This is a genomic window from Nocardioides conyzicola (assembly GCF_039543825.1).
Lineage (GTDB): Bacteria > Actinomycetota > Actinomycetes > Propionibacteriales > Nocardioidaceae > Nocardioides > Nocardioides conyzicola.
Genome location: NZ_BAABKM010000002.1, coordinates 932,802 through 953,737, shown reverse-complemented (window position 1 = coordinate 953,737; position 20,936 = coordinate 932,802). Strand labels below are relative to the sequence as shown.

Below are 20,936 nucleotides of genomic sequence, written 5' to 3'. Positions count from 1 at the left end.
TTGAGGGCTTGCTGTTCGGGTGTTAGGCGCTGGTGAGCATGCGAAGCAGTGAAGGGGTCACTAGGAGCGCCATGAAGATGACGCCGAGCAGCGAGCCGGGGATCGTCATGCGCTCACCGACGGCGTTGGCCTGCGCGATCTCATCGTTGAGCATCGCCGCACGCATCGCCGCCGACCGAGCCCGCAGGGTGGCGTACACGCTTGCTCCTTCCTCTCCGGAGAGCCGCATGATGTCAGCGAAGTCGTCGAGCTCAGGCAGTCCGAGCTCTGTCGCCAAGGTGTGCAGCGCATCCCAGGGCGGCAGTCCGGACCATCGCGAGCGAGTCAGCTCTTCGGAGAGGCGGGTGAAGACCCAGGAGTCGCCGACTCCGGCTGCTGCCTCCATGGCCTGTCGGGCGCCGATGCCGTTGTGCCGTTCGAGGGCGACCAGGTCGATGTACGCGCCGAGCGCACGGGCGAACTCGACGCGTGCCTTGCGGGCATCGTCGACGGCGTTGTAGTTCGGGATGAAGAACATGACGACTGCGAGCACCAGTGAGGCGAGCGCCGGGATCTGGAGCGGGATGCCGAGGCCGAGGATGTTGAACAGCAGCGTCAGGGACGGGGGGATGAGGAGCCCTAGTCCCGCGAACGTGAGCTTCTCGCCGTAGAACTGTGCGATCGGGATCCGCAGGAGGGCGAGCTCGCGGGTCGGGGTGCGTGCCCACAGCCCGGGCGGGAGCACGCGGAGCCCCCACAGCCCGAGACGTTCCTTTCCGCTCTGTCCCTCAAGGACCCGTTCGTTCGACCGGGCGCGCGTCGTCGACACGCGCTCCAGCGAGTCGGCGAGATCTGGCTCCGCGGGCAGCAGACGGGCCACCAGGAGGCACAGTCCGAGGCCGACCATTCCGCCGGCGAGGATCGCGAGCTGAAGTCCGGTGATCACGACGACATCGCAGCGTCGATGCGTGATGGTTCACCTCGAGGATTGAGGAACCTCGGCAACGGCTTGCCAATCGCCATCCGCCGCATCCAGATCAGTGTGGCGACGTACGCCGAGAGCAGCACCACGAGGATCACCTGGCCGATCGGGCTGGCGTACGGCTGGACGTACTGACCTGAGAGGGCTAGGACGATCAGCACGCTGGCGCTGATCAGGGTCACCCACCGGGCGGTCGAGCGCGGCTTCGCGCGGTCGGCCTCCACCTGACGCCGCGCCCGGACGTCTGCGGCGACGGATTCGGCAAGACCCTCCAGCACGCTCGCGAGGCCGGCGCCTCGGCGCCGGGCGCCGAGGATGAGGTTCGCGGCGATCAGGTCCCCGGTGGCGTCGTCGAGCTCGTCGGCGAACGCCCGCAGTGCGGTCTCGGTGTCCCATCGGGCCCGGAGACGGGCCACCAGCCGAGTGACCTCGGTGTCGATCGGCGCTGGGGCTGAACGCAGGGTGGCCACGAGTGCCTGCTCGAGCCCGATCCCGACGGTGAGGACGCCGGCCAGCGAGCGCGTCCACTCCTCCATCGCCTCGAGCCGGTTGATCTGGGAGGCGGCCGGCGGAGCGGCCAGCAGGGCCGGCAGTCCGATCACCCCCACGGGAGCGATGACGAGGGCGAGTACCCATCCCGTGATCACCCAGCCGATGACCCCGACCCCAAGTCCGACAAGAAGCAGCATCTGGGTCCGCCTGGTCATGCTTGCGTGCCGACGGCTGGTGCGTCGCTGGGTGCGAGGGACCTCGGCGGTCGGGAGCACCCCCACGACGATTCCGAGGACGCCGAGAGTGATCAGCCCACCGGCCAGGGCTGCCGCGAGCGGGCTCACGACGGCACTCCGTATGGCTGCGCGGCCAGGTAGCCGGCGAGGTCGAATCCGTGCTGGGCGAGTGCTCGGTACTCGTCCGGGAGCACCTCGGGCTGTGCGACCCCGGAGCCGTTGGCGCGGAACACGTGGGTGGTCGCGTAGCCGACCTCCTTCTCCCCGGGAGCCAGGGCGATGACCTCCGCGACCCGACGCGTCCGTTGCGCACCCCCGGCACCCGTGCTGGTGGTCATGCTCAGCTGGACGATGACGTCGACTGTCGCCGCGAGCTTGCTGGTCGCGAGCCCTTGGGTGACGTGGGAGCCGGCCTCCATGGCGCAGGTGACGAGCTTCCGGACGGCGGCGACAGCGTCGGCGGCGTGGGTGGTGGAGATGGAGCCCGTCCCGGACTCCATGGCCTTGATCATGGCCCAGATCTCTTTGCCGCGAACCTCGCCGACGATTTGGCGCGACAGGTTGAACCGGAAGGAGTCGACGAGTGCCTCGTCGAGGGTGAACTCCCCGGCCTGTCGGCCGTCCGCCCCGCGCTCGCCGGAGCCGGGGCGGGCCTCCCAAGCGTGGACGATCTTGTGACGGCCCAACTCGTGGAGGTGGAGCTCGTACTCGGTCTCGAAGGTCCCGATCGCCTCCATCGCGTCGATCTCCGCGCACAAGGCGCGGACCAACGTTGTCTTGCCTGCCCCCTGGGCGCCGGCTACGACGATCGAGCGGCGTGCCCGCACCGCTGCGCGCAGGAACGAGGCGACCGTCTCGGTCATCATCTCCCGCGCCACGAGGTCCTCGAGCGTGACCTGCATCAGCCGGTGCCGACGGATGACGACCGACGGGCGAGGGGTCACCCAGGCTGCGGCAGCCAGGCGCGAGCCACCGTCGAGTCGCAGGTGAAGGCGCGGTTGGGCCTCGGAGAAGGAGCGTGCATTGACCTCGCTGCGGGAGGCGAGGAACACCAAGAAGTCGATCAGCTCCTGATCCGAGTCGGCGACCGCCGGACCGTTTACCAGGGTGCCGTCGATCAGCTCGAGCAGCACATTGTCGTGGCCGACAATCACGATGTTCTCGATGTCGTCGTTGTCGACCAGCGGCTGGAGGCGGCCGAGGCGAAACAGCGAGTCGAAGACGGCCTGGGCTGTTGTCCGCTGTCGCTCCGGACTCCATGCCGCGCGGCCCTTGTCGATGTCCTCGGCCATCGCGGACTCGACCAGGTCCAGGACGATGGATCGGCCGAGCTCCTGCTGAGCGTCCTTGTCGAGTCGGCTCCGATCCGATGCGACGGCCTGACTCAGCTGTTCAGAGGCTCGAGCTCGCAACTCGGCGACCGCCGACCAGTCGACCACGAGGCTGGTCGACGGCGCATCAGTGGCAGTGTTCCCGAGCGGTGCCGGCGCCGGCGGCGAACCGAGGGTGGTCGGCTCGGTTGGCTCGGTGAACAGCGGCAGGCGGGTGAGGTCGCCGTACTCGTGCTGGTAGCGGTACGCCTCGCTCATCGTGTGGCCTCCTCGACAAGGGCGAACCGGCCGCGGGCGACGTGGGCCTGAATCGACTGTGCGGCGGCCTGGAGGCCGCGGACGTAGGGCCCGGTGTCGAAGTGGCGCGGAGGCTTGGCTCCACGGTGATAGACCGCTGCAGCAACGGGATCATCGGGCAGGTCGGCCACGACTGGTACTCCGAGCACCTTGGACACTTCCGTGTCTCGGTAGGGCCGGCCTTCATCAACTAAGAGAAGCCCGGGGTGGCGCCAGCCGCTCGCCGGGTGGCGGGCCGTCTCGGCCCAGGACCGAGTGGCGGAGATCGAGGGCAGGTTCGTGCGGGTGAGAAGCAAGGTTGCGTCAGCGGTGTCAAGGAGCGGAGCCGGGGACCCCACGAGTCCAAGCCGACCGGCGTCGACGATGACGTCTTGGCCGCTCTTCTCCAGGTCAGCGAGTGCAGCTGTGAGCGGCTCCCAGACATCGCGTAGCGCCGCTGCTTGTCCATGGGTCCGGGTACCAGCGACGAGTGTCACGTGGGGGCTCAGAGGACGGATGACCTCGCGCAGCGCATCCGCCGTGCTCAACGGCGAGAGGGCGATCTCGACCAGCCCGCCGTCGTACGGTGCGGTGCCCTTGAGGAACCCGGCGAGGATCCCTGACCCTCCGGTCGGGTCGGCCTCGACTAGGAGGACGGGCCGCGGCCAGCAGAACGCAAGGCCGACGGCAGTGGTGGTCACTCCAGGTGACCCGCCGGCGGAGGTCAGGCAGATAACGGCCATCACTCGGCCCCCACGTCCTGGACAGAGTCCAGTACCAGCGCGACGTTTCCGGTCGCGGCATGCGCGGCCAGAACGCCGGCGTCCGCGTAGGGCACAAGGACGTTCACCACGATGTTGCCCGTGGTCTCGTCCATGGAGGTGTTGACGACCTCACCGACCGTGAACTGCGGGGAACCTGCCGGGGTGTCGCCGCTTTCACTGGGGGTGGCGACGATGCGGACCTTGTCGCCGCCGTGCAGCGGCAGGCCCGGCACCTGTGCAGCCGTGAGCGAGATCCCGACGACCGACTGACCTTTCGGGGGAATCGGGTCTGTCGCGATCGCCTCCCTGGTGAGCAGCCCACCGGCAGCGACGTCGAGTGAGGCCCGTGCGCCGACGACGTCGTCGTACGCAGAGGCCGGCAACGGAGTGAGGGCCGGGTCACCGCTGATGCGAATCCGCTCGATGTCTCCGGGTGCGATCACCTCGCCGCGGTGGATCGTGTCCCGAGCTGCCAGAACCTCTTGGGTGTCGGTGGTCGCGCTCCACGCCCATGCACCGATCAGGCAGCCGAGTGCGGTCACGCTGACCGCGGCGATCACCAGCGCTGGGCGTCTGCGCAACTTAGGAGGCGGCACGAAGTCGGCGCTGGCCGCAGCCGCGGTCGGGTGCGGGCCGGTTCGCCGGTCCTCTCGGGCAGATGTAGACATTCCTCGTACCTCCCGGGCAGTTCGTCAGTTCACGAGCACCTGCGCCTCGCCGATCCGGATCTGGGTCGAGCGGGCGAGTCCGTCGAGCCGGATCGTTCCTGTCTGGCCGGCGCCCGACCAGGTGATGACCCAGCTCGACGTCGCGGTCACCGTGTAGGCGTCGTCGGCCTGATGGGCGCTCGACGTCTTATAGATGTGGCCGCAGTCGGGCGAGTCCTTGCGCCCGTACGACGGCTTGTACGGCGTACCCACCGTGTTGCAGATGACGTCGGCACCGTCGCCCATGCTCCAGGTGACATGCAGGAGCTTCGCGGTCGCGGTGATCGTGATCCCGCCTGCCGACGCGGTGGCCGTGGCCGGGCCGATGGTGTGCTCGTTCGTGGCCTTCGCCCACATCCACACCGGCATGCCCACCAGACCGACGCTGCCGGGGCGTGGCTCGGGAACGATGCCAATGTCGATGGCCGACAGTTGCATCTGGTCGACCGCGAGCTGCGCGACCTCACGGGGAGTCGGACCGACGCCGGACCCGGCCGGGGGGTCCTGAGCCCAGACCTGGATGGCCAGCCCGGTCTGCGGTTGGAAGCATAGATAGACGGCCCCGTCGCCGGGTTCGTGACCCTGCCAGGCCGGATCCCCTGCAGGCAGCGGAGGGGTCAGCGCCTTGAGGTAGCAGTTGTACGCATTCGACCAGTAGCCGTACTCCGAGGTGCAGGGGACCGGTCCCGCCGGCGGCCCCGCAAGTCCCTGCTTGCTCGGATCCCAGTAGCAGGACGCCCCAGAGCCCGAGTCCTTTGGCCCATCGTCCGTGGGACCCGCGGTCGGCTCCGGATCAGCCGGCACCTCGACCCAGACCAGGCACACGCCGGTAGCCGGGTTGGTTTGCTGGCACACGGTGTCCGCAGACGCCGTACCGAGAGGCAAGGCGGTGAACGCGAACGCGGCGACAACGACCCCACGAGTCAGGAGACCCTGCATGGCGCCTGCTTAAGATCTTTGCCGGTCGCGACCCGCCAGCCTCCGACCGGGTCGGCGGCGTACTTGTAGTTCGCTACGACGTATCGGGTCCATCCAGTATCCGGGCGGTCCGTCGGCACGATAGACCTGTCGTCCCGGTCCAGGACATCCACTGCGCTTACGTCCCAGCAGACATCGATTGCGACTGTGGGCACCTTGCCCGCTGCGGGATCGGAGTTCTCGAGATTGACCGACTGCACCGTCAGTTCGGCGATGTGAGTGTCTCCGACCTGCCTCTCGCCCCGGTCGTGCTGGCCTCTTAACAACATTCGTTCGGCGCTCAACTGCGTGCTGGTCGCCACAGAGTCAAGCTTCTTGAGGGCGAGGTCAGGGTCCTTGCCCAGCTCATCAATGACAGCGAAGTACCGTCCCATCGCCTCACTCGCGGCGGTCGCTGCCGAATCAGTCGGCGATGTCGACGAAGGACTTGTCGAGGGTGCCCTCGGCGAGGACGAACTGGTCGGAGACAGTGTCGGATCTGGCTCAGAATTGGCGCACGCGGTCACTGCGACCAACACCGCAGTGCCGATCGCCCATGCCTTCACCCCGAGTGATCTGGTCATGTGCGGTTCCTGCTCCCTCTCACCAGTCGGCTCGAGGCGCGGACGACGCCACGCGCGCGGTGCGTTCACATCGTCTGTGCCTCATCGTAAGCCCGATCTCTGCTCCTGAACCCGCCTCTTGGTCAGGTCCTCTACTGGCTCAGGTGCGCCCGCCCGTCCATCGGCCCCCAGGAACTGCGTCAGGCTGAGCTCGTCGGTCCGACCCGGTCGCGTCCTGGTCCTGCGCTCCGTCTCGATTCCACCGTTCCTCGGCTTCACACGCATTGCAGATCGAGGGGTCCTGTGGAGGAACCCACGCACCTGAGGGCTGTGGAGCGGATCCGGCGGTGACGGTGTCGATGCGGCGGATGTCGGCGGGCAGCGGTTACCAGTACCTGCTGCGCAGCGTGGCTGCCGGTGACGGCAACCGGACGCTGTCGACACCACTGACCCGCTACTACTCCGAGGTCGGCACGCCGCCGGGTCGGTGGATGGGCTCCGGGCTCAGTGCGCTCGGCGACGGGCAGCTCCGACCGGGGATGGAGGTCACCGAGGAACAGCTCGCGCTGCTGATCGGGATGGGCCGCGACCCGCTCACCGGGCACCAGTTGGGTCGGGCGTACGCGACCTACCAGCCGCTGGCTGAGCGGATCAGCAAGCGGCTCGATGCCCTCGACCCGAACCTGACCGCCGCGGACCGTGCCGCGGAGACCACCCGCGTCGAGGCCGACGAGACCGCCGCTGGCGGAAGACACCCGGTGGCAGGGTTCGACCTGACCTTCAGCGTCCCAAAGTCAGTCTCGGTCCTCTGGGGAGTCGCCGACGCGGCAACCCAGGAGCGCATCGTGGCAGCGCACCACGCCGCGGTCGCCGACGTGCTCGGTTACTTCGAGCGCGAGGTCGCCGCCACCCGGACCGGGGTCGGCGACCGGGACGGCGCCGCCGCTCAGGTTGGTGTCGCCGGGGTCGCGGCGGTCGCCTACGACCACTACGACTCCCGGGCCGGCGACCCCCAGCTCCACACCCATGTTGTCGTGGCGAACAAGGTCATGACCCTGTGGGACGGGCGGTGGCGCAGCCTCGACGGAAGGCCGATCTTCGCCTCAGTCACGGGACTGTCGGCGCACTACAACGCGCTCCTCGCCGACCGGCTTACCCGTGAGCTCGGTGTGGGGTGGGAGATACGCCAGCGCGGTGCCGACCGGAATCCGCAGTGGGAGATCGCCGGCGTCAGCGAGGACCTGATTCGGGAGTTCTCCAGCCGCACGCGGGAGATCGAGCTGAAGAAGGATCAACTGATCGCCGACTACGTGAGCCGGCACGGGCGGATGCCGTCGGAGAAGAAGATCGTCGAGCTCCGTGCCCAGGCGACGCTTGCGACCAGACCACCGAAAGAGACCCAGTCGCTGGCCGACCTGACAAACGAGTGGCGGAGGCGGGCTGGTGGGCTACTCCGGACTGACCCGACCTCGTGGGCGGCGTCCCTGCTCGGCCGCTCCGCTCGGTCGATCACGGTGGACGAGGTCCCCCTGAGGGTGATCGAAGCGATCGCGGGCGATGTCGTGGCCGCGGTCAGCGTGAAGCGGTCGGTATGGTCGCATTGGAACCTGGTGGCGGAGGCGTCGAGGCAGGCCATGGGATTCCGGTTCGCCAGCACCCAGGACCGCGAGACCCTGGTCGGCTTGGTGGTCGATGCGGCTCAACTCCGCTCGGTGTCCCTGACTCCGCCTGAGCTGGCCCTCAGCCCGGCCAGGTTCCAGCGCGATGACGGCACCAGCGTCTTCCGGCCGCGACACGCCGTGAAGTACTCCTCAACAGCTGTGATCGAGGCTGAGGCACGGCTCCTGGACCGTGCCGAGGCAACCGTGGCACCCCGAGTCTGTCCATCTGTCGTGGCCCGGGTCGTCGACCGCGGGCACAGTCCGATCAGTCAGCAGCAGCGGGTGGCGCTGGAGGCCATTACCGGTTCGGGACGTCAGGTCGATGTGCTCGTCGGTCCCGCCGGCACCGGGAAGACGACTGCCATGCGGGCCTTGCGCGCGGCCTGGACCGTCGAGCACGGGCGGGAGAGCGTGGTCGGGCTCGCCCCGTCCGCTGCGGCCGCGCAGGCTTTGGCCGACGACCTCGAAATTGCGTGTGACAACACGGCGAAGTGGCTCCACGACTACGACCACGGCCGCACCGAGCTCCGTTCGGGGCAACTCCTCATCATCGACGAGGCCACCCTTGCCGGCACCACCACTCTCGACCGGCTCACCGGCATCGCCGCCGGCGCCGGCGCGAAGGCGCTCCTCGTCGGCGATCCGTACCAGCTTCAGTCTGTCGAGGCCGGGGGAGCGTTCACCCTGCTCGTCGAGCGGCGCACCGATACCCCCGAGCTGAGCGAGATCCACCGGTTTACCCACGAGTGGGAAAAGGAAGCGTCCCTGGCCTTGCGTCGCGGCGAGGTCGAGGTGATCTCTATCTACGCCCAGCAGAACCGTGTTCGTGAAGGCGTCACGGACGAGATGCTCGACACCGCCTACCAGGCATGGCGCAAAGATACCGACGCCGGCAAAGCCAGCGTGCTGGTGACCGAATCGACGTCGGCTGTCCGCGCACTCAACGAGCGCGCCCGCGCCGAACGACTCATCCTGGAGGGAGCCCTCGACAGCCGCGAGGTCCACCTCGTTGGAGACACCCGGGCATCGGTCGGGGACGTCGTCATCACCCGACGCAACGACCGCACCCTCCTGACGATCTCCCCGCGACGGGACGGGTGGGTCAAGAACGGCGACCGGTGGCGCATCACCGACATCCGCCGAAACGGGTCAATCGTCGTCGACCGCAGCGACCCCCGACGTCGGGGGACCACGGTCCTGCCGCCGGAGTACGTCGCTCACCACCTCGACCTCGGTTACGCCATCACAGCGCACCGCGCCCAGGGCATCACTGTCGACACCTCCCACGTCGTGGTCACTGCCTCGACCACGAGAGAGAACCTCTATGTATCGATGAGCCGGGGACGCGACGCCAACATCGTGTACGTCGCTCTCGACCAACCCGACGACAGCCACACGACACCGGAATCCGACGACGTCACCGCCCGAACCGTCCTCCACGGCGTGCTGCAGCACACCGGCGCGGCCTTCTCGGCCCACCAGACGCTCGAGTCCGAGTCCGAGCTCCACGGCGGCATCGACCGACTGGCTGCAGAGCTCGAGATCATCGCGGCCGACGCCCAGCACGACCGATTCATCGACCTTTTGCGCCGTTCCGGTCTTACGACGGAGCAGCACGCCTCCGTCATGGGGTCCACCGCGTTCGGCCCACTCGCAGCAGCACTACGAAGGGCTGAGGCCTACCGCCACGACCTGGAGAACCTCGTCCCACAGATCGTTGCTCAACACGGACTCGACGACGCAGACGACATCGCCGCAGTCCTTCGCCACCGCATCGACCAGGCAGCCGGGTCATCGCCGCACGGCTGTCGCCTGCGTCCCAGATTGATCGCCGGACTCATCCCTGCACCACTGGGGCAGATGAGTGATGAGGACCGGACGGCCATCGACGAACGCATTGAGCTGATCGAGACCCGCGCGAGCGCCCTCGCAGACGAAGCAGTCACGACAAGATCGGCCTGGGTACGCCGCCTCGGTGAGCAACCGTCAGATCCGAATGATCGCGAAGACTGGACCAATGCCGTCGCGACGATCGCGGCGTACCGCGACCGCTACCAAGTCACTGGGGACAAAGCCCTCGGCGGCGGTGCCGTCAGTGATGCGCAACGCAATGAGCGGCAACGGGCGTTGTGGGCGACACGAGCCGCCGCGAAACTGGGTGCCAGCGATCGACAACAACACTCGCCTGTGACAGAGATGCCATCCATCTCTGCTCCATAGAGGGTGCCATCTGCAGTTTTGTCCACAGCCAGGCTTCCGGTCAGCGAGTCCGTCCGCGGCCGCCCCGGCCAGCTACGACCCGAGCCGAGGGTCGCTGATGCGAGTGGCTGGTTGCTGCGGGTCATGAAGTTGATGACCGGGACGGTCACCTCATCTCGTTGTCCGGATACGACGCGTCGTAAGCCTGGCGTGCGTGGGCGATGCCGTCCCGGTGCTCAAGCGACCAGTCGGCGAGTGCCTTAACAAGATGGGTCAGACTCGCCCCGGTCTCGGTGAGTCGATAATCGACCTGGGCCGGCACGGTCGGATACACGGTCCGGAGCACCAGCCCGTCGCGCTCCAGCCGGCGCACCGTGAGCGTCAACATTCGCTGGGAGATTCCATCGATGGCGCGCTGCAGCTGTCGGAAGCGCCGAGCTCCGTTCGCAAGCTCAACGATCACGAGGACCGACCACTTGTCGCCCACGCGATCGAGGACATCACGGATTCCGCAGTCGGGGTGGTCGGGCTGTCCGCACGGGTCGAGAGCCGCAGCTCCAGCGGTTACCTCAGTGTGCGTCACTGACATCAAACTGCCTCCTTGTGGGCTCACCTCGGCCGCTCGAAACTCATTCTAGTTACTGATGAGAACCACGTTGGAGGACGAACTGTCATGATCCTGGTGACCGGCGCTACCGGACAGCTCGCATCACTTACGCTTCAGGAGTTGGCCGACCGAAAGGTGGCCGCCTTGGGCGGCAGCCGGACTCCTGCCGATGGGCAGCGTTACCTGGACTTCGAAGATCCCGCCAGCCTGGACCTCACTGGCATCTCGACACTCGTCCTGGTCTCGGCCGGGTATGCCGAGGACGATCAGGTCATCGCTCGGCATCGGACTGTTCTTGATGCTGCTGTCCGCGACGGCGTGATGAATGTGATTTACACCAGCTTGACCGGGGCGGGGGACCACCTCGGGTTCGCACTCGCCCATCGCGTCACGGAGGACCTGGTCAGGGACAGCGGTGTTGCCTGGACGATCCTGCGTAATGGTCTATATGCCGAGCTCATCGGAGCGTTGTTGACGTGGACGCCCAACGGTCTGGAGTCGGCCTTCGGCGATGGTGTGCTCTCAGCTGTGGCTCGCGTCGACCTGGCCGCCGCAGCGGCCACGGTTGCGAGCGACCCCGCCGGTCACGCTGGCAAGACCTACGACCTTGTCGGTGAACCGATTTCCGCCAGGGACGTCGCCGAACATCTCGAGGTCGCCCACCGATCCATCGACCTTGGCGAGTACCGGGCCCGTCTCCTTGCGGACGATGCACTGCTGCCGTTCCAGCCGCCAATGCTCGCTTCGATCGCCACCAACGTCCGACATGGGTATCTCAGCAACTCCAGCCCCGACCTTGCCCAGCTGCTCGACCGGCCGCTGACCGATGCGCTGGCGGTAGCGGCCGACACGGCGGCTGCGATGCGTCCCGAGGCTCGCTGAAGCGGAGTCGATGTTCTCGTCTCGGCCTGATCGAGCAGTTGGGTCCGGAGCAGGTGGCCGTTAGCGCGCAGCCGTTCCTCCTTCTCGGCGTTATCGGGGGTATGCGCGGCGACCGAGGGAGGGCCGAGCTGCCCAGCATCGGGTTCGAGCGAAGGTCGGATGGCCCGGTGGAGGCCCATGCGCGAGCTGCGCATCCTCGTGCAGCGTAGGCGGCCCCCATGATGGCTGAAGCGGGTAGAGGGGCGCTGGTACTCGTTCAGCGAAACGCGGTGACCTCGGTGTAGTCCCCGTGCACAGCCGTTGGTCCTGTGAAGGCACGGCTCGGCCTGTGCGTTGGTCAGCGGGAAACGGGGCGCTCCGTAAGTTGGGCGAACGGACGCTCCGGCGCTGCCGATACGGTTAGTGAATTGCCATGGATTCGGCCGTGAAGTCGTCCCAGGGGGCGGCCGGAACCACCCCAACGGCCGGCGATGATTTCGGCGGCGATGGAGATGGCGGTCTCCTCGGGGGTGCGGGCGCCGAGGTCGAGGCCGATCGGGCTCCTCAGTCGGGTGATCTCGCCGGCGGTCAGCCCCGCATCCTTCAACCGCTTCTCGCGGTCCTCGTGCGTGCGGCGCGACCCCATCGCGCCCACGTAGCCGACCTCGGGCAGCCGCAACGCCACCTCGAGCAGCGGGACGTCGAACTTCGGGTCGTGGGTCAGCACGGCGACGACCGTGCGGGCGTCGACCCGACCGGCCTCCGCCTCAGCCGCGAGGTAGCGGTGCGGCCAGTCGACGACGACCTCGTTGGCGTCGGGGAATCGGCTGCGCGTCGCGAACACCGGGCGCGCGTCGCACACGGTGACGTGGTAACCCAGGAAGGCGCCCATCCGCGCGACGGCGGCCGCGAAGTCGATCGCGCCGAAGACCAGCATCCGGGGCTTGGGCGCGAAGGCCCACACGAAGACGCGCATCCCCTCGCCGCGGCGCTCCCCGTCGGGCCCGTAGGTGAGCGTCGCGTTCTGCCCCTGGGCCAGCAGGCCGAGCGCGTCGTCACGGACGGCGTCGTCCATCCGCCGCGAGCCGAGGGAGCCCTGGACGCTAGCCGTGGTGCCGTCGGGGCGGACGACCACGCGCCGGCCGAGGACCGCGGGATTGGGGTGCTCGATAACGGTGGCGAGCGCGACGGAGCGACCGGCGCGGACGTCGGCGGCGACCTCGCCGAGCTCGGGGAAGCTGGCCCGGTGGACCTTCTCGACGTAGACGTCGAGGATGCCGCCGCAGGTGAGGCCGACCGCGAACGCGTCGTCGTCCGAGACGCCGTAGCGCTCCAGCACCGGCTCGCCGGTCGCCGCGACCTTCTGGGCGAGGTCGTAGACCGCACCCTCGACGCAGCCGCCGGAGACCGAGCCGACGGCGGTGTCGTCCGGCCCGACCAGCATCGAGGCCCCCGGCGGCCGGGGAGCGCTCTGGAAGGTGGCCACCACGGTGCCGACGCCGACCGTCTCGCCGGACTCCCACCACCGCATCAGCTCGTCGAGCACATCACGCATCACAACGACCGATCATCGGCGGACCAACGGTCTTCGTGCAGTGGCCGCACGGGAGGGCAGCGACAACACTAGTCCGCGTCAAGAACGGGGCACCCGCACGATGAGGGCGTCGCCCTGGCCGCCGCCACCACACAGAGCCGCCGCACCCACCCCGCCGCCGCGGCGCTTGAGCTCCAGCGCAAGGTGCAGCACGACGCGGGTGCCGGACATGCCGACGGGGTGACCGAGCGCGATGGCCCCGCCGTTGATGTTGACCTTCGACTCATCGAGGCCGAGCTCGCGCGCCGAGGAGATACCGACCGCGGCGAAGGCCTCGTTGAACTCCACGAGGTCGAGATCGGTCGGGCTGATGCCCTCCTTCTCGCATGCCTTCGCCGTGGCGACGGCCGGCTGCAGCTGGAGTGTCGAGTCGGGTCCGGCGACCTGCCCGTGCGCGCCGATCTCGGCGAGCCACTCCAGTCCGAGCTCCTCGGCCTTGGCCTTGCTCATGACGACCACAGCGGCCGCGCCGTCGGAGATCTGCGAGGCGGAGCCCGCCGTGATGGTGCCGTCCTTGCTGAACGCCGGGCGCAGCTTGCCGAGCGACTCCAGCGTGGTGTCGCCGCGGACGCCCTCGTCGGTCGAGACGACCACAGGGTCACCCTTGCGCTGCGGGATCGAGACCGGGACGACCTCGTCGGTGAAGACGCCGTTCTTCCAGGCCAGCGCCGCCTTCTGGTGCGACTGTGCGGCGAAGGCGTCCTGCTCCTCACGGGTCAGGTTCTGGGCGGCCGCGTTGCGCTCCTCAGTGAGCAGGCCCATCGCCTGTGAGGTGAACTGGTCGTAGAGGGCGTCGTAGGCCATCGAGTCGGCGAGCTTGACGTCGCCGAACTTGATGCCCTCGCGCGACTTCGGCAGGAAGTGCGGCGCGTTGGTCATCGACTCCATGCCGCCGGCCACGACGATCTCGCACTCGCCGGCACGGACGAGCTGGTCGGCAAGCGCGATGGCGTTTAGGCCGGACAGGCACACCTTGTTGATCGTGATCGACGGCACGCCCATCGGGATCCCCCCGTTGACTGCCGCCAGACGAGCCGGATTCTGGCCCGCGCCGGCCTGGATGACCTGCCCCATGATCACGTAGTCCACCTGATCGCCCGTGACGCCGGCCTTCTCGAGGGCACCCTTGATCGCATGACCACCCAGGTCGGCCGCGGTCAAGTCCTTGAGCCCACCACTCAGTCGGCCGATCGGGGTACGCGCCCCTGCCACGATGACGGTTTCGGACATGTGGACATCCTCCGATTTTGGTTCACGCCGCCCACCAACCCCGGCCGGTGCGAGGGGGCTTCATTGCCGCACACGCGACGGCGCGCTTGGGCCGCTTCGCTGACTGGACACCTTGACTCTGAGATACGAGTGAACGTTCCCCCTATACCGGGGTCAATATCTCGGGCCGTTGCGGTGATCGATTGCCCGCAGGATGGCGACCGATAGGTCGATGCGTTCGTTCAGCGAACGCTGCGAACAGACTGAGGATCTTGGATCACGACGTCAAGAATTGAAACCTCAGGCGTACTGGTTGGAGAGTCCGGAGCAGCCTGTCCCAGCCAAGGGAGTATGGAGTCGGCGGGCGCGATCGGCCTCAGACCGACGCCTTCAAGAACCTGTCGTAGCCGTTGGCCTCCAGCTCCTCGGCGAGCTCGGGACCGCCGGACTCGGCGACGCGACCGTCGACGAAGACGTGCACATGGTCGGGCTTCACGTAGCGGAGGATCCGGGTGTAGTGCGTAATCAGCAGGACGCCCTTGCCCTCGCGCTGGCGGAAGTTGTTGATGCCCTCGGAGACGATCTTGAGCGCGTCGATGTCGAGGCCGGAGTCGGTCTCGTCGAGGATCGCGACCTTCGGGTCGAGCAGCGCGAGCTGCGTCATCTCGTGACGCTTCTTCTCACCACCTGAGAAGCCCTCGTTGACCGAGCGCTGGGAGAACGTCGGATCCAGGTTCATCTTCGCCAGGGCGCCGTTGACATCCTTTACCCACGTGCGGAGGTTAGGCGCCGCGCCGTCAATAGCCGTCTTTGCGGTGCGGAGGAAGTTGGCGACCGAGACGCCGGGCACCTCCACGGGGTACTGCATCGCGAGGAACAGGCCGGCGCGGGCGCGCTCGTCGACTGACAAGTCGAGGAGGTCCTCGCCGTCGAGCGTGGCCGTCCCGCCGGTGATCGTGTACCTGGGGTGGCCGGCGATCGAGTAGGCGAGCGTCGACTTGCCCGAGCCGTTCGGGCCCATGATCGCGTGCGTCTCATCGGCGCCGATGGTGAGTGTGACGCCCTTGAGGATCTCCTTCGGGCCGGACTCGGTCTCGACCGAGACCTTCAGGTCCTGGATCTCGAGCTGGCTCATGCTGGGGTGACTCCGTTCTGGGGTGGTTGGGGGTGTGTCAGGAGAGGTCAGGGACCGCGCGACACGTTCTTGTCGAGCTCGGCCTCTACGGTGGCCTTCAGCCTTTCCTCGAGCTGCGGCACATCGATCTGGCGGATCAGTTCGATGAAGAAGCCGTGCACGACCAGACGGCGGGCCTCGGACTCGGAGACGCCACGCGAGCGCAGATAGAAGAGCTGCTCGTCGTCGAAGCGGGCGGTCGCGGACGCGTGGCCCGCGCCCTCGATCTCGCCGGTCTCGATCTCGAGGTTGGGCACCGAGTCGGCCCGGCAGCCGTCGGAGAGCACCAGGTTTCGGTTCTCCTCGTAGGTCTCGATGCCCTCGGCGACCGTGCGGATGAGCACGTTGCCGATCCAGACCGTGTGCGCGCCCTGACCCTGCAGCGCGCCCTTGTAGACGACGTGGGACTTCGTCTTCGGCGCCGTGTGGTCGACGAAGAGCCGGTGCTCGATGTGCTGATCCTCGTCCGCGAAGTAGAGCCCGAGCAGCTCCGCCCGACCGCCCGGGCTGGCGTACTCGACGGTGGTGTCGTTGCGGACGACATCACCCCCGAAGGTGATGTCGACGTGCTTGAAAGTCGCGTCGCGACCGACTCGCACGTGACGGTGACCGACGTGGACGGCATCGTCGGTCCAGTCATCGATCGAGACGACGGTCAGTTGCGCGCCGTCGCCGACGACGATCTCGACGTTGTCGGCTAGCGTGGCGCTGCCCTCGTAGCGGAAGACGATCGTCGCTTTGGCGTGAGGACCGACGGTGAGGATTGCGTGGTTCGCGCTCGCAACGCCAGCGTCCGTACCTGTGAGGGTGATGTACGCGGGCTTCTCGACCACGGCCTCGGCTGCGACGTCGATCGCCCAGACTGTGCGGGCTTCTGCCCAGACCCGGGCCGCGATGCGGTCGGCCGGTACGAAGCCGCTCGAGCCGCGACGCGGGTCGTCGGCGGCGATCACCTGCACCGCTATGCCCTGGGGCAAGTCGGCCTCGGCACCCATCCCGTCGCCGTCGAGCGGTGTGTCGGTATGCAGGCCCCTGAGGCGCCGTAGCGGGGTGAACCGCCAGATCTCCTCGCGACCCGTTGGGACCATATGGTCCTCCACCCGGAAGGAGCCCTCCGGGTGGAGGTGGGAGTCGACGCGAGGCTCGTTTCCTCGGCGGAGCTCGAGTGAGTGGTTGACGTTGTCCATCACCGTCACCCGATGGCTCCTTCCATCTGGAGCTCGATGAGCCGGTTGAGCTCGAGGGCGTACTCCATCGGCAGCTCCTTGGCGACCGGCTCGACGAAGCCGCGCACGATGACCGCTCGGGCTTCGTCCTCCTTCAACCCCCGACTCCTGAGGTAGAAGAGCTGGTCGTCAGTGATTCGCGAAACGCTCGCCTCGTGGCCCATCGAGACGTCGTCCTCGCGGATGTCGACGTACGGATAGGTGTCGCTGCGGCTGATCGTGTCCACCAGGAGCGTGTCGCAGATGACGTTCGACTGGCTCCCGGCTGCCTCTTCGCGGATCTCGACAAGGCCGCGATATGAAGTCCGGCCGCCGCCGCGCGCGACTGACTTGGACAACACGTTGGAGGACGTGTTCGGCGCGGCGTGCACCATCTTCGCTCCGTTGTCGAGGTGCTGGCCCTCGCCCGCGAACGCGATGGAGAGCGTCTCGCCCTTGGCGTGCTCGCCCATCAGGTAGACGGCGGGGTACTTCATCGTCACCTTGGAGCCGATGTTGCCGTCGACCCACTCCATGGTCGCGCCGGCCTCGCAGACGGCGCGCTTGGTGACGAGGTTGTAGACGTTGTTGGACCAGTTCTGGATGGTCGTGTAGCGGCAGCGGCCGCCCTTCTTCACGATGATCTCGACGACCGCGGAGTGCAGCGAGTCCGACGAGTAGATCGGGGCGGTGCAGCCCTCGACGTAGTGCACGTAGGCACCCTCGTCGACGATGATCAGGGTGCGCTCGAACTGGCCCATGTTCTCGGTGTTGATCCGGAAGTAGGCCTGCAGCGGGATGTCCACGTGGACGCCCGGCGGGACGTAGATGAACGAGCCGCCCGACCACACCGAGGTGTTGAGCGCGGCGAACTTGTTGTCGCCGACCGGGATGACCGTGCCGAAGTACTCCTGGAAGAGCTCCGGCTGCTCCTTGAGCGCCGTGTCGGTGTCGAGGAAGAGGACGCCCTGCTCCTCGAGGTCCTCACGGATCGAGTGGTAGACGACCTCGGACTCGTACTGCGCCGCGACACCGGACACGAGGCGCTGCTTCTCCGCCTCCGGGATGCCGAGCTTGTCGTAGGTGTTCTTGATGTCCTCGGGGAGGTCGTCCCACGTGGCGGCCTGCTTCTCGCTGGAGCGGACGAAGTACTTGATGTTGTCGAAGTCGATGCCCGACAGGTCCGAGCCCCAGTTGGGCATGGGCTTGCGGCCGAAGAGCTTGAGGCCCTTGAGGCGCAGGTCGAGCATCCACTGCGGCTCGCTCTTCTTCGCGGAGATGTCCCGGACGACCTCCTCGCTCAGGCCGCGCTTGGCGGCCGCACCGGCGGCGTCGGAGTCGGCCCAGCCATAGGCGTAGCCCGATTGGCTCGATAGGGATGCGGCGAGCTCGCGCCGCTCAGTTAGTTCAGTCATGGGAGGTCTCCAACTGGTCTTGTGAAGGGAAGGCGAACGGGGAACGCCGGGCAGCATCAGTGCGCGTACTCGCCGACGTAGTACTCGAAGACCCAGTGAATGGCGGCGATCGTCACTAGGCCGATCCCGATGGCCGTGAGCCACCACCCGACGGCCACGCCGACTGTCAATACGCCGATGGCGGCTGCCAGAGAAAGGGGAGCCCAGCTGTTAGCAGGGAAGAACCCGAGCTCGCCGGCGCCCTCTTCGATCTCAGCGTCCAGAAGATCATCGAGTTGTTGGGGGCTCCGAGCGTGCGTCAGCGCCGAGTATCCCAACAGCATGAGAGCCATCAACGTTACGAACACGAGGCCGGCAGTCCCGGCAGGTTCATGAGCCGTGAACCAATACAGTGGTGCCGAGATCCCCCAAAAGATCGCACACAGGGCAGCTGACCAGATGAGAGCCCTCATCAGGGTTCCCGACGGCGGCCAGGCCACATCACGGCGGCGATACACCCACCAACCAAGGTGATCAGGATGGCGATCGTAGCGATGAGGAATGCAGTCACGCCGACTCCTGCCGGGCGGGCGGACGCGCAAAGTACCGAGATCCGCCGAAAGCAAGGGTGCCGAGAGACTCGAAGAGGTCCATACAGAAAGGTTCGTCCGGCTGAGGGGCTCAGAGTTGAACGATGCAACGCCGGGCATGGACATCGCCCACGCAAAGGAGCCGCGCACTACGATGGACATCCGGTCGCACCGCGAGACTGCGGTCAGGCTGGCGGCTCGCTCGACCGGCCGAGTATGACGGGGTGAGATGCGAAGTGAAGCCGAGCGGCATGTCGATTCCGTATTACGGGCCGGTTGATGCCGGGCCGCTCAGGCCGCCGGTCAGCGTGACATTTTTCGACCGCTCCCATCCGCGGGTCACGGTTGGTGATCATGCCCATCACGACTTGGAGATTCTGTACTTCCGAAGTGGGGGAGGTTCGCATCGGCTTGGTGGGCACACTCTGGAAATTTCGCCTGGAACTCTGTTCCTTGTCCCTCCAAATCAGGTCCACGGCTTGACTCAGATGGGGGATGCGCAAGGTTGGGTCGTTGAGTTCTCCTCAAGTGCCATGGCGTCCGTGCCGGAGATCGCCGGCTCGCTACCGCTATGGCGCGCCAACCCGCTACTAAGCGCTTTCCTAGTCTCAGAAGAGAACCCCCCGCTGGGTCGCCTGACCCTGCCCCCGCATCGACGCCCGATGCTGGAGTCCTTACTCGACGAGATGCAACGGGAGCTAGAAGAACGTGAGGCCGGTTATCGGACAGCGAGCGCGGCCCAAGTCGTTTTGTTGCTGGTGAATGTAGCTCGACTCGCTGCGGACGTAACCAGTCAATATCGCAGCAACAATCTGCCGCTCCTGGCCGAATGCTTCGAGGTCATCGAAGAAGGTTTCCGTGGCCCGCTTTCTACCGCAGACGTCGCCACCGCTGTGAACGTCTCACCAACTCATCTCGGGGCCGTGGTCAAGGCGCGGACTGGGCGCACAGTCCTTGAGTGGATCACCGAACGGCGCATGACTGAAGCCAGGCAACTCCTCATGGCGACAGACCTTCCGGTCGAGTTGGTGGCACGGAGGACCGGGTACCCCGACCCGACCTACTTCAGCAGACGCTTCCGCCAGATAAATGGCGTGTCTCCGAAGGGGTGGCGCCAGCAAGCCGCCGGTCCACGCTGAGCAGCGACGTCGAAGAGTCGCTTGCTTTCAAACCGCAATTTCTGCCGGTTCGCGCACCCGAGCCGCTCTACAGTTCGGCGAGGATCAGACGTCCGTTGTCCTCGAAGACGCCGCCGTCAATGGCCAAGACCTCACCGTCACCGTACGAGAACGGCCTTGCGGCGGAGCGCCCAGACAGGCCGAAACCGGTTCGGAGCGGCGTGTGTCCGTGCACTATCCGGTGCGCGCTCAGCGCGGAGAGAACCTCGGCTCGAGACTCCGGCGACTTGAACTCCCCGCGCCGAGTCATGATCCAATGCAGGCGCGCCCATTCCCCACTGTTACGACTCGTCATAATGGCGTGGCCAGCCTCGTTGATCTCGGCGACCGTGCTGCCGAGCTCCAAGTACGCACGTGTGTCGGAATGCATGAGGAGGTCGCCTTCTGACATCGCGAGGAGCGGGAGATGTGTCATCCACTGCACCTGCTCCTCCGACACGGCTGCCATCTCCTCGTCCCGCCCGCCGTATCGGCGCCAGTTCGAAAGGAAAGACGTCTCTCCGTCGCCCGATATCTCGCGGTCTCCGAAGTGCACGGCCGCTAGGAACTGCAGTTCGTGGTTGCCTAGCAGCGGATGCACAGCGCCGCCGAGGTTGGGTGCTTGCCTTTGGAGGGTGCGAACTGCGTCGACGACGGCGAGCCCCTCGTCGCCGCGGTCGAGATAGTCGCCCAAGATCCAGAGTTCGGAACCTTGCTTCGTCCAGTGCTCAGCAGACTCGGCCAAGCCGTGACTGTGCAAGATCGACATGAAGGCCGGCATGTGGCCGTGCACGTCCGACATGGCGAATCGGCCAGCTTCGGTTCTCGACGACATGCCTTCTCCCTCTGTAACCTGACTCTGGGCAGACCGCCCACTCTTGCCTGGTACCGGCGAAGAGGGCGCTGATCGTTGCGCCGAAGCGGACTCGGCGAGGTTACAGTCCGCAGTGCGTGACCTGTGTACCTGCGAACGTCTATGAGCGCGCCGCCACACAAGG

18 protein-coding genes are annotated in these 20,936 nt (G+C 67.0%); 3 read left to right on the top strand and 15 right to left on the bottom strand.

Going from position 1 to position 20,936, the window contains the following annotated elements:
• Positions 1–22: 22 nt before the first annotated feature.
• The 7 genes from ABEA34_RS07665 to ABEA34_RS07635 all read right to left on the bottom strand — a co-directional run bounded on the left by ABEA34_RS07665 (position 23) and on the right by ABEA34_RS07635 (position 6,119).
• Positions 23–925, bottom strand: a complete 903-nt coding sequence (locus ABEA34_RS07665; RefSeq protein WP_345520652.1) for a type II secretion system F family protein — start codon at positions 923–925, stop codon at positions 23–25.
• Positions 922–1,797 (bottom strand): type II secretion system F family protein, encoded by an 876-nt coding sequence (locus tag ABEA34_RS07660; protein WP_345520651.1) that lies wholly within the window; start codon positions 1,795–1,797, stop codon positions 922–924. The genes ABEA34_RS07665 and ABEA34_RS07660 overlap by 4 nt, the downstream gene beginning before the upstream one ends.
• Entirely contained in the window at positions 1,794–3,278 is a 1,485-nt protein-coding gene (locus ABEA34_RS07655; RefSeq protein WP_345520650.1) for a TadA family conjugal transfer-associated ATPase, read from the bottom strand. Before ABEA34_RS07655 ends, ABEA34_RS07660 begins: the two co-directional genes overlap by 4 nt.
• A complete protein-coding gene (locus tag ABEA34_RS07650; protein ID WP_345520649.1) occupies positions 3,275–3,997 on the bottom strand; it encodes a MinD/ParA family ATP-binding protein in 723 nt (240 codons plus the stop codon). Before ABEA34_RS07650 ends, ABEA34_RS07655 begins: the two co-directional genes overlap by 4 nt.
• A 41-nt stretch (positions 3,998–4,038) precedes the next feature.
• Positions 4,039–4,620 carry an SAF domain-containing protein gene (locus ABEA34_RS07645; RefSeq protein ID WP_345520648.1) on the bottom strand — a complete coding sequence of 194 codons (582 nt, stop codon included), beginning with the start codon at positions 4,618–4,620 and terminating at the stop codon, positions 4,039–4,041.
• A gap of 132 nt (positions 4,621–4,752) precedes the next feature.
• A complete protein-coding gene (locus ABEA34_RS07640; protein WP_345520647.1) occupies positions 4,753–5,706 on the bottom strand; it encodes a hypothetical protein in 954 nt (317 codons plus the stop codon).
• A complete protein-coding gene (locus tag ABEA34_RS07635; RefSeq protein WP_345520646.1) occupies positions 5,691–6,119 on the bottom strand; it encodes a hypothetical protein in 429 nt (142 codons plus the stop codon). Before ABEA34_RS07635 ends, ABEA34_RS07640 begins: the two co-directional genes overlap by 16 nt.
• Positions 6,120–6,634: 515 nt before the next feature.
• Between ABEA34_RS07635 and mobF the strand changes: the two genes are divergently transcribed.
• Positions 6,635–10,168 carry a MobF family relaxase gene (gene mobF, locus ABEA34_RS07630; protein WP_345520645.1) on the top strand — a complete coding sequence of 1,178 codons (3,534 nt, stop codon included), beginning with the start codon at positions 6,635–6,637 and terminating at the stop codon, positions 10,166–10,168.
• Positions 10,169–10,313: 145 nt separating this feature from the next.
• Here the strand turns inward: mobF and ABEA34_RS07625 are convergent, their stop codons facing one another.
• A complete protein-coding gene (locus ABEA34_RS07625; protein ID WP_345520644.1) occupies positions 10,314–10,634 on the bottom strand; it encodes a winged helix-turn-helix transcriptional regulator in 321 nt (106 codons plus the stop codon).
• A 186-nt stretch (positions 10,635–10,820) separates the two neighbouring features.
• Here ABEA34_RS07625 and ABEA34_RS07620 point away from each other — a divergent pair, with 186 nt between their 5' ends.
• Positions 10,821–11,636, top strand: a complete 816-nt coding sequence (locus ABEA34_RS07620; protein WP_345520643.1) for an NAD(P)H-binding protein — start codon at positions 10,821–10,823, stop codon at positions 11,634–11,636.
• A gap of 337 nt (positions 11,637–11,973) precedes the next feature.
• Here ABEA34_RS07620 and ABEA34_RS07615 read toward each other — a convergent pair whose 3' ends face one another.
• The 6 genes from ABEA34_RS07615 to ctaF all read right to left on the bottom strand — a co-directional run bounded on the left by ABEA34_RS07615 (position 11,974) and on the right by ctaF (position 18,664).
• Positions 11,974–13,170, bottom strand: a complete 1,197-nt coding sequence (locus tag ABEA34_RS07615; RefSeq protein WP_345520642.1) for an XdhC family protein — start codon at positions 13,168–13,170, stop codon at positions 11,974–11,976.
• Between the two features lie 78 nt (positions 13,171–13,248).
• Positions 13,249–14,439 carry an acetyl-CoA C-acetyltransferase gene (locus tag ABEA34_RS07610; protein ID WP_345520641.1) on the bottom strand — a complete coding sequence of 397 codons (1,191 nt, stop codon included), beginning with the start codon at positions 14,437–14,439 and terminating at the stop codon, positions 13,249–13,251.
• Between the two features lie 355 nt (positions 14,440–14,794).
• Positions 14,795–15,553, bottom strand: a complete 759-nt coding sequence (gene sufC / locus ABEA34_RS07605) for a Fe-S cluster assembly ATPase SufC (protein ID WP_345520640.1) — start codon at positions 15,551–15,553, stop codon at positions 14,795–14,797.
• A 47-nt stretch (positions 15,554–15,600) separates the two neighbouring features.
• Positions 15,601–16,779 carry a Fe-S cluster assembly protein SufD gene (gene sufD / locus ABEA34_RS07600; protein ID WP_425576883.1) on the bottom strand — a complete coding sequence of 393 codons (1,179 nt, stop codon included), beginning with the start codon at positions 16,777–16,779 and terminating at the stop codon, positions 15,601–15,603.
• Positions 16,780–16,784: 5 nt separating this feature from the next.
• Positions 16,785–18,212 (bottom strand): Fe-S cluster assembly protein SufB, encoded by a 1,428-nt coding sequence (gene sufB, locus ABEA34_RS07595; protein WP_345520638.1) that lies wholly within the window; start codon positions 18,210–18,212, stop codon positions 16,785–16,787.
• Positions 18,213–18,268: 56 nt separating this feature from the next.
• Positions 18,269–18,664, bottom strand: coding sequence for an aa3-type cytochrome oxidase subunit IV (gene ctaF / locus ABEA34_RS07590; protein ID WP_345520637.1), 396 nt, complete (start codon positions 18,662–18,664; stop codon positions 18,269–18,271).
• A gap of 368 nt (positions 18,665–19,032) precedes the next feature.
• On the opposite strand from ctaF, the gene ABEA34_RS07585 reads away from it, so the two are divergent.
• Positions 19,033–19,920, top strand: coding sequence for a helix-turn-helix domain-containing protein (locus ABEA34_RS07585; protein WP_345520636.1), 888 nt, complete (start codon positions 19,033–19,035; stop codon positions 19,918–19,920).
• A gap of 67 nt (positions 19,921–19,987) precedes the next feature.
• Here ABEA34_RS07585 and ABEA34_RS07580 read toward each other — a convergent pair whose 3' ends face one another.
• Entirely contained in the window at positions 19,988–20,740 is a 753-nt protein-coding gene (locus ABEA34_RS07580; protein ID WP_345520635.1) for a metallophosphoesterase, read from the bottom strand.
• Between the last annotated feature and the right edge of the window lie 196 nt (positions 20,741–20,936).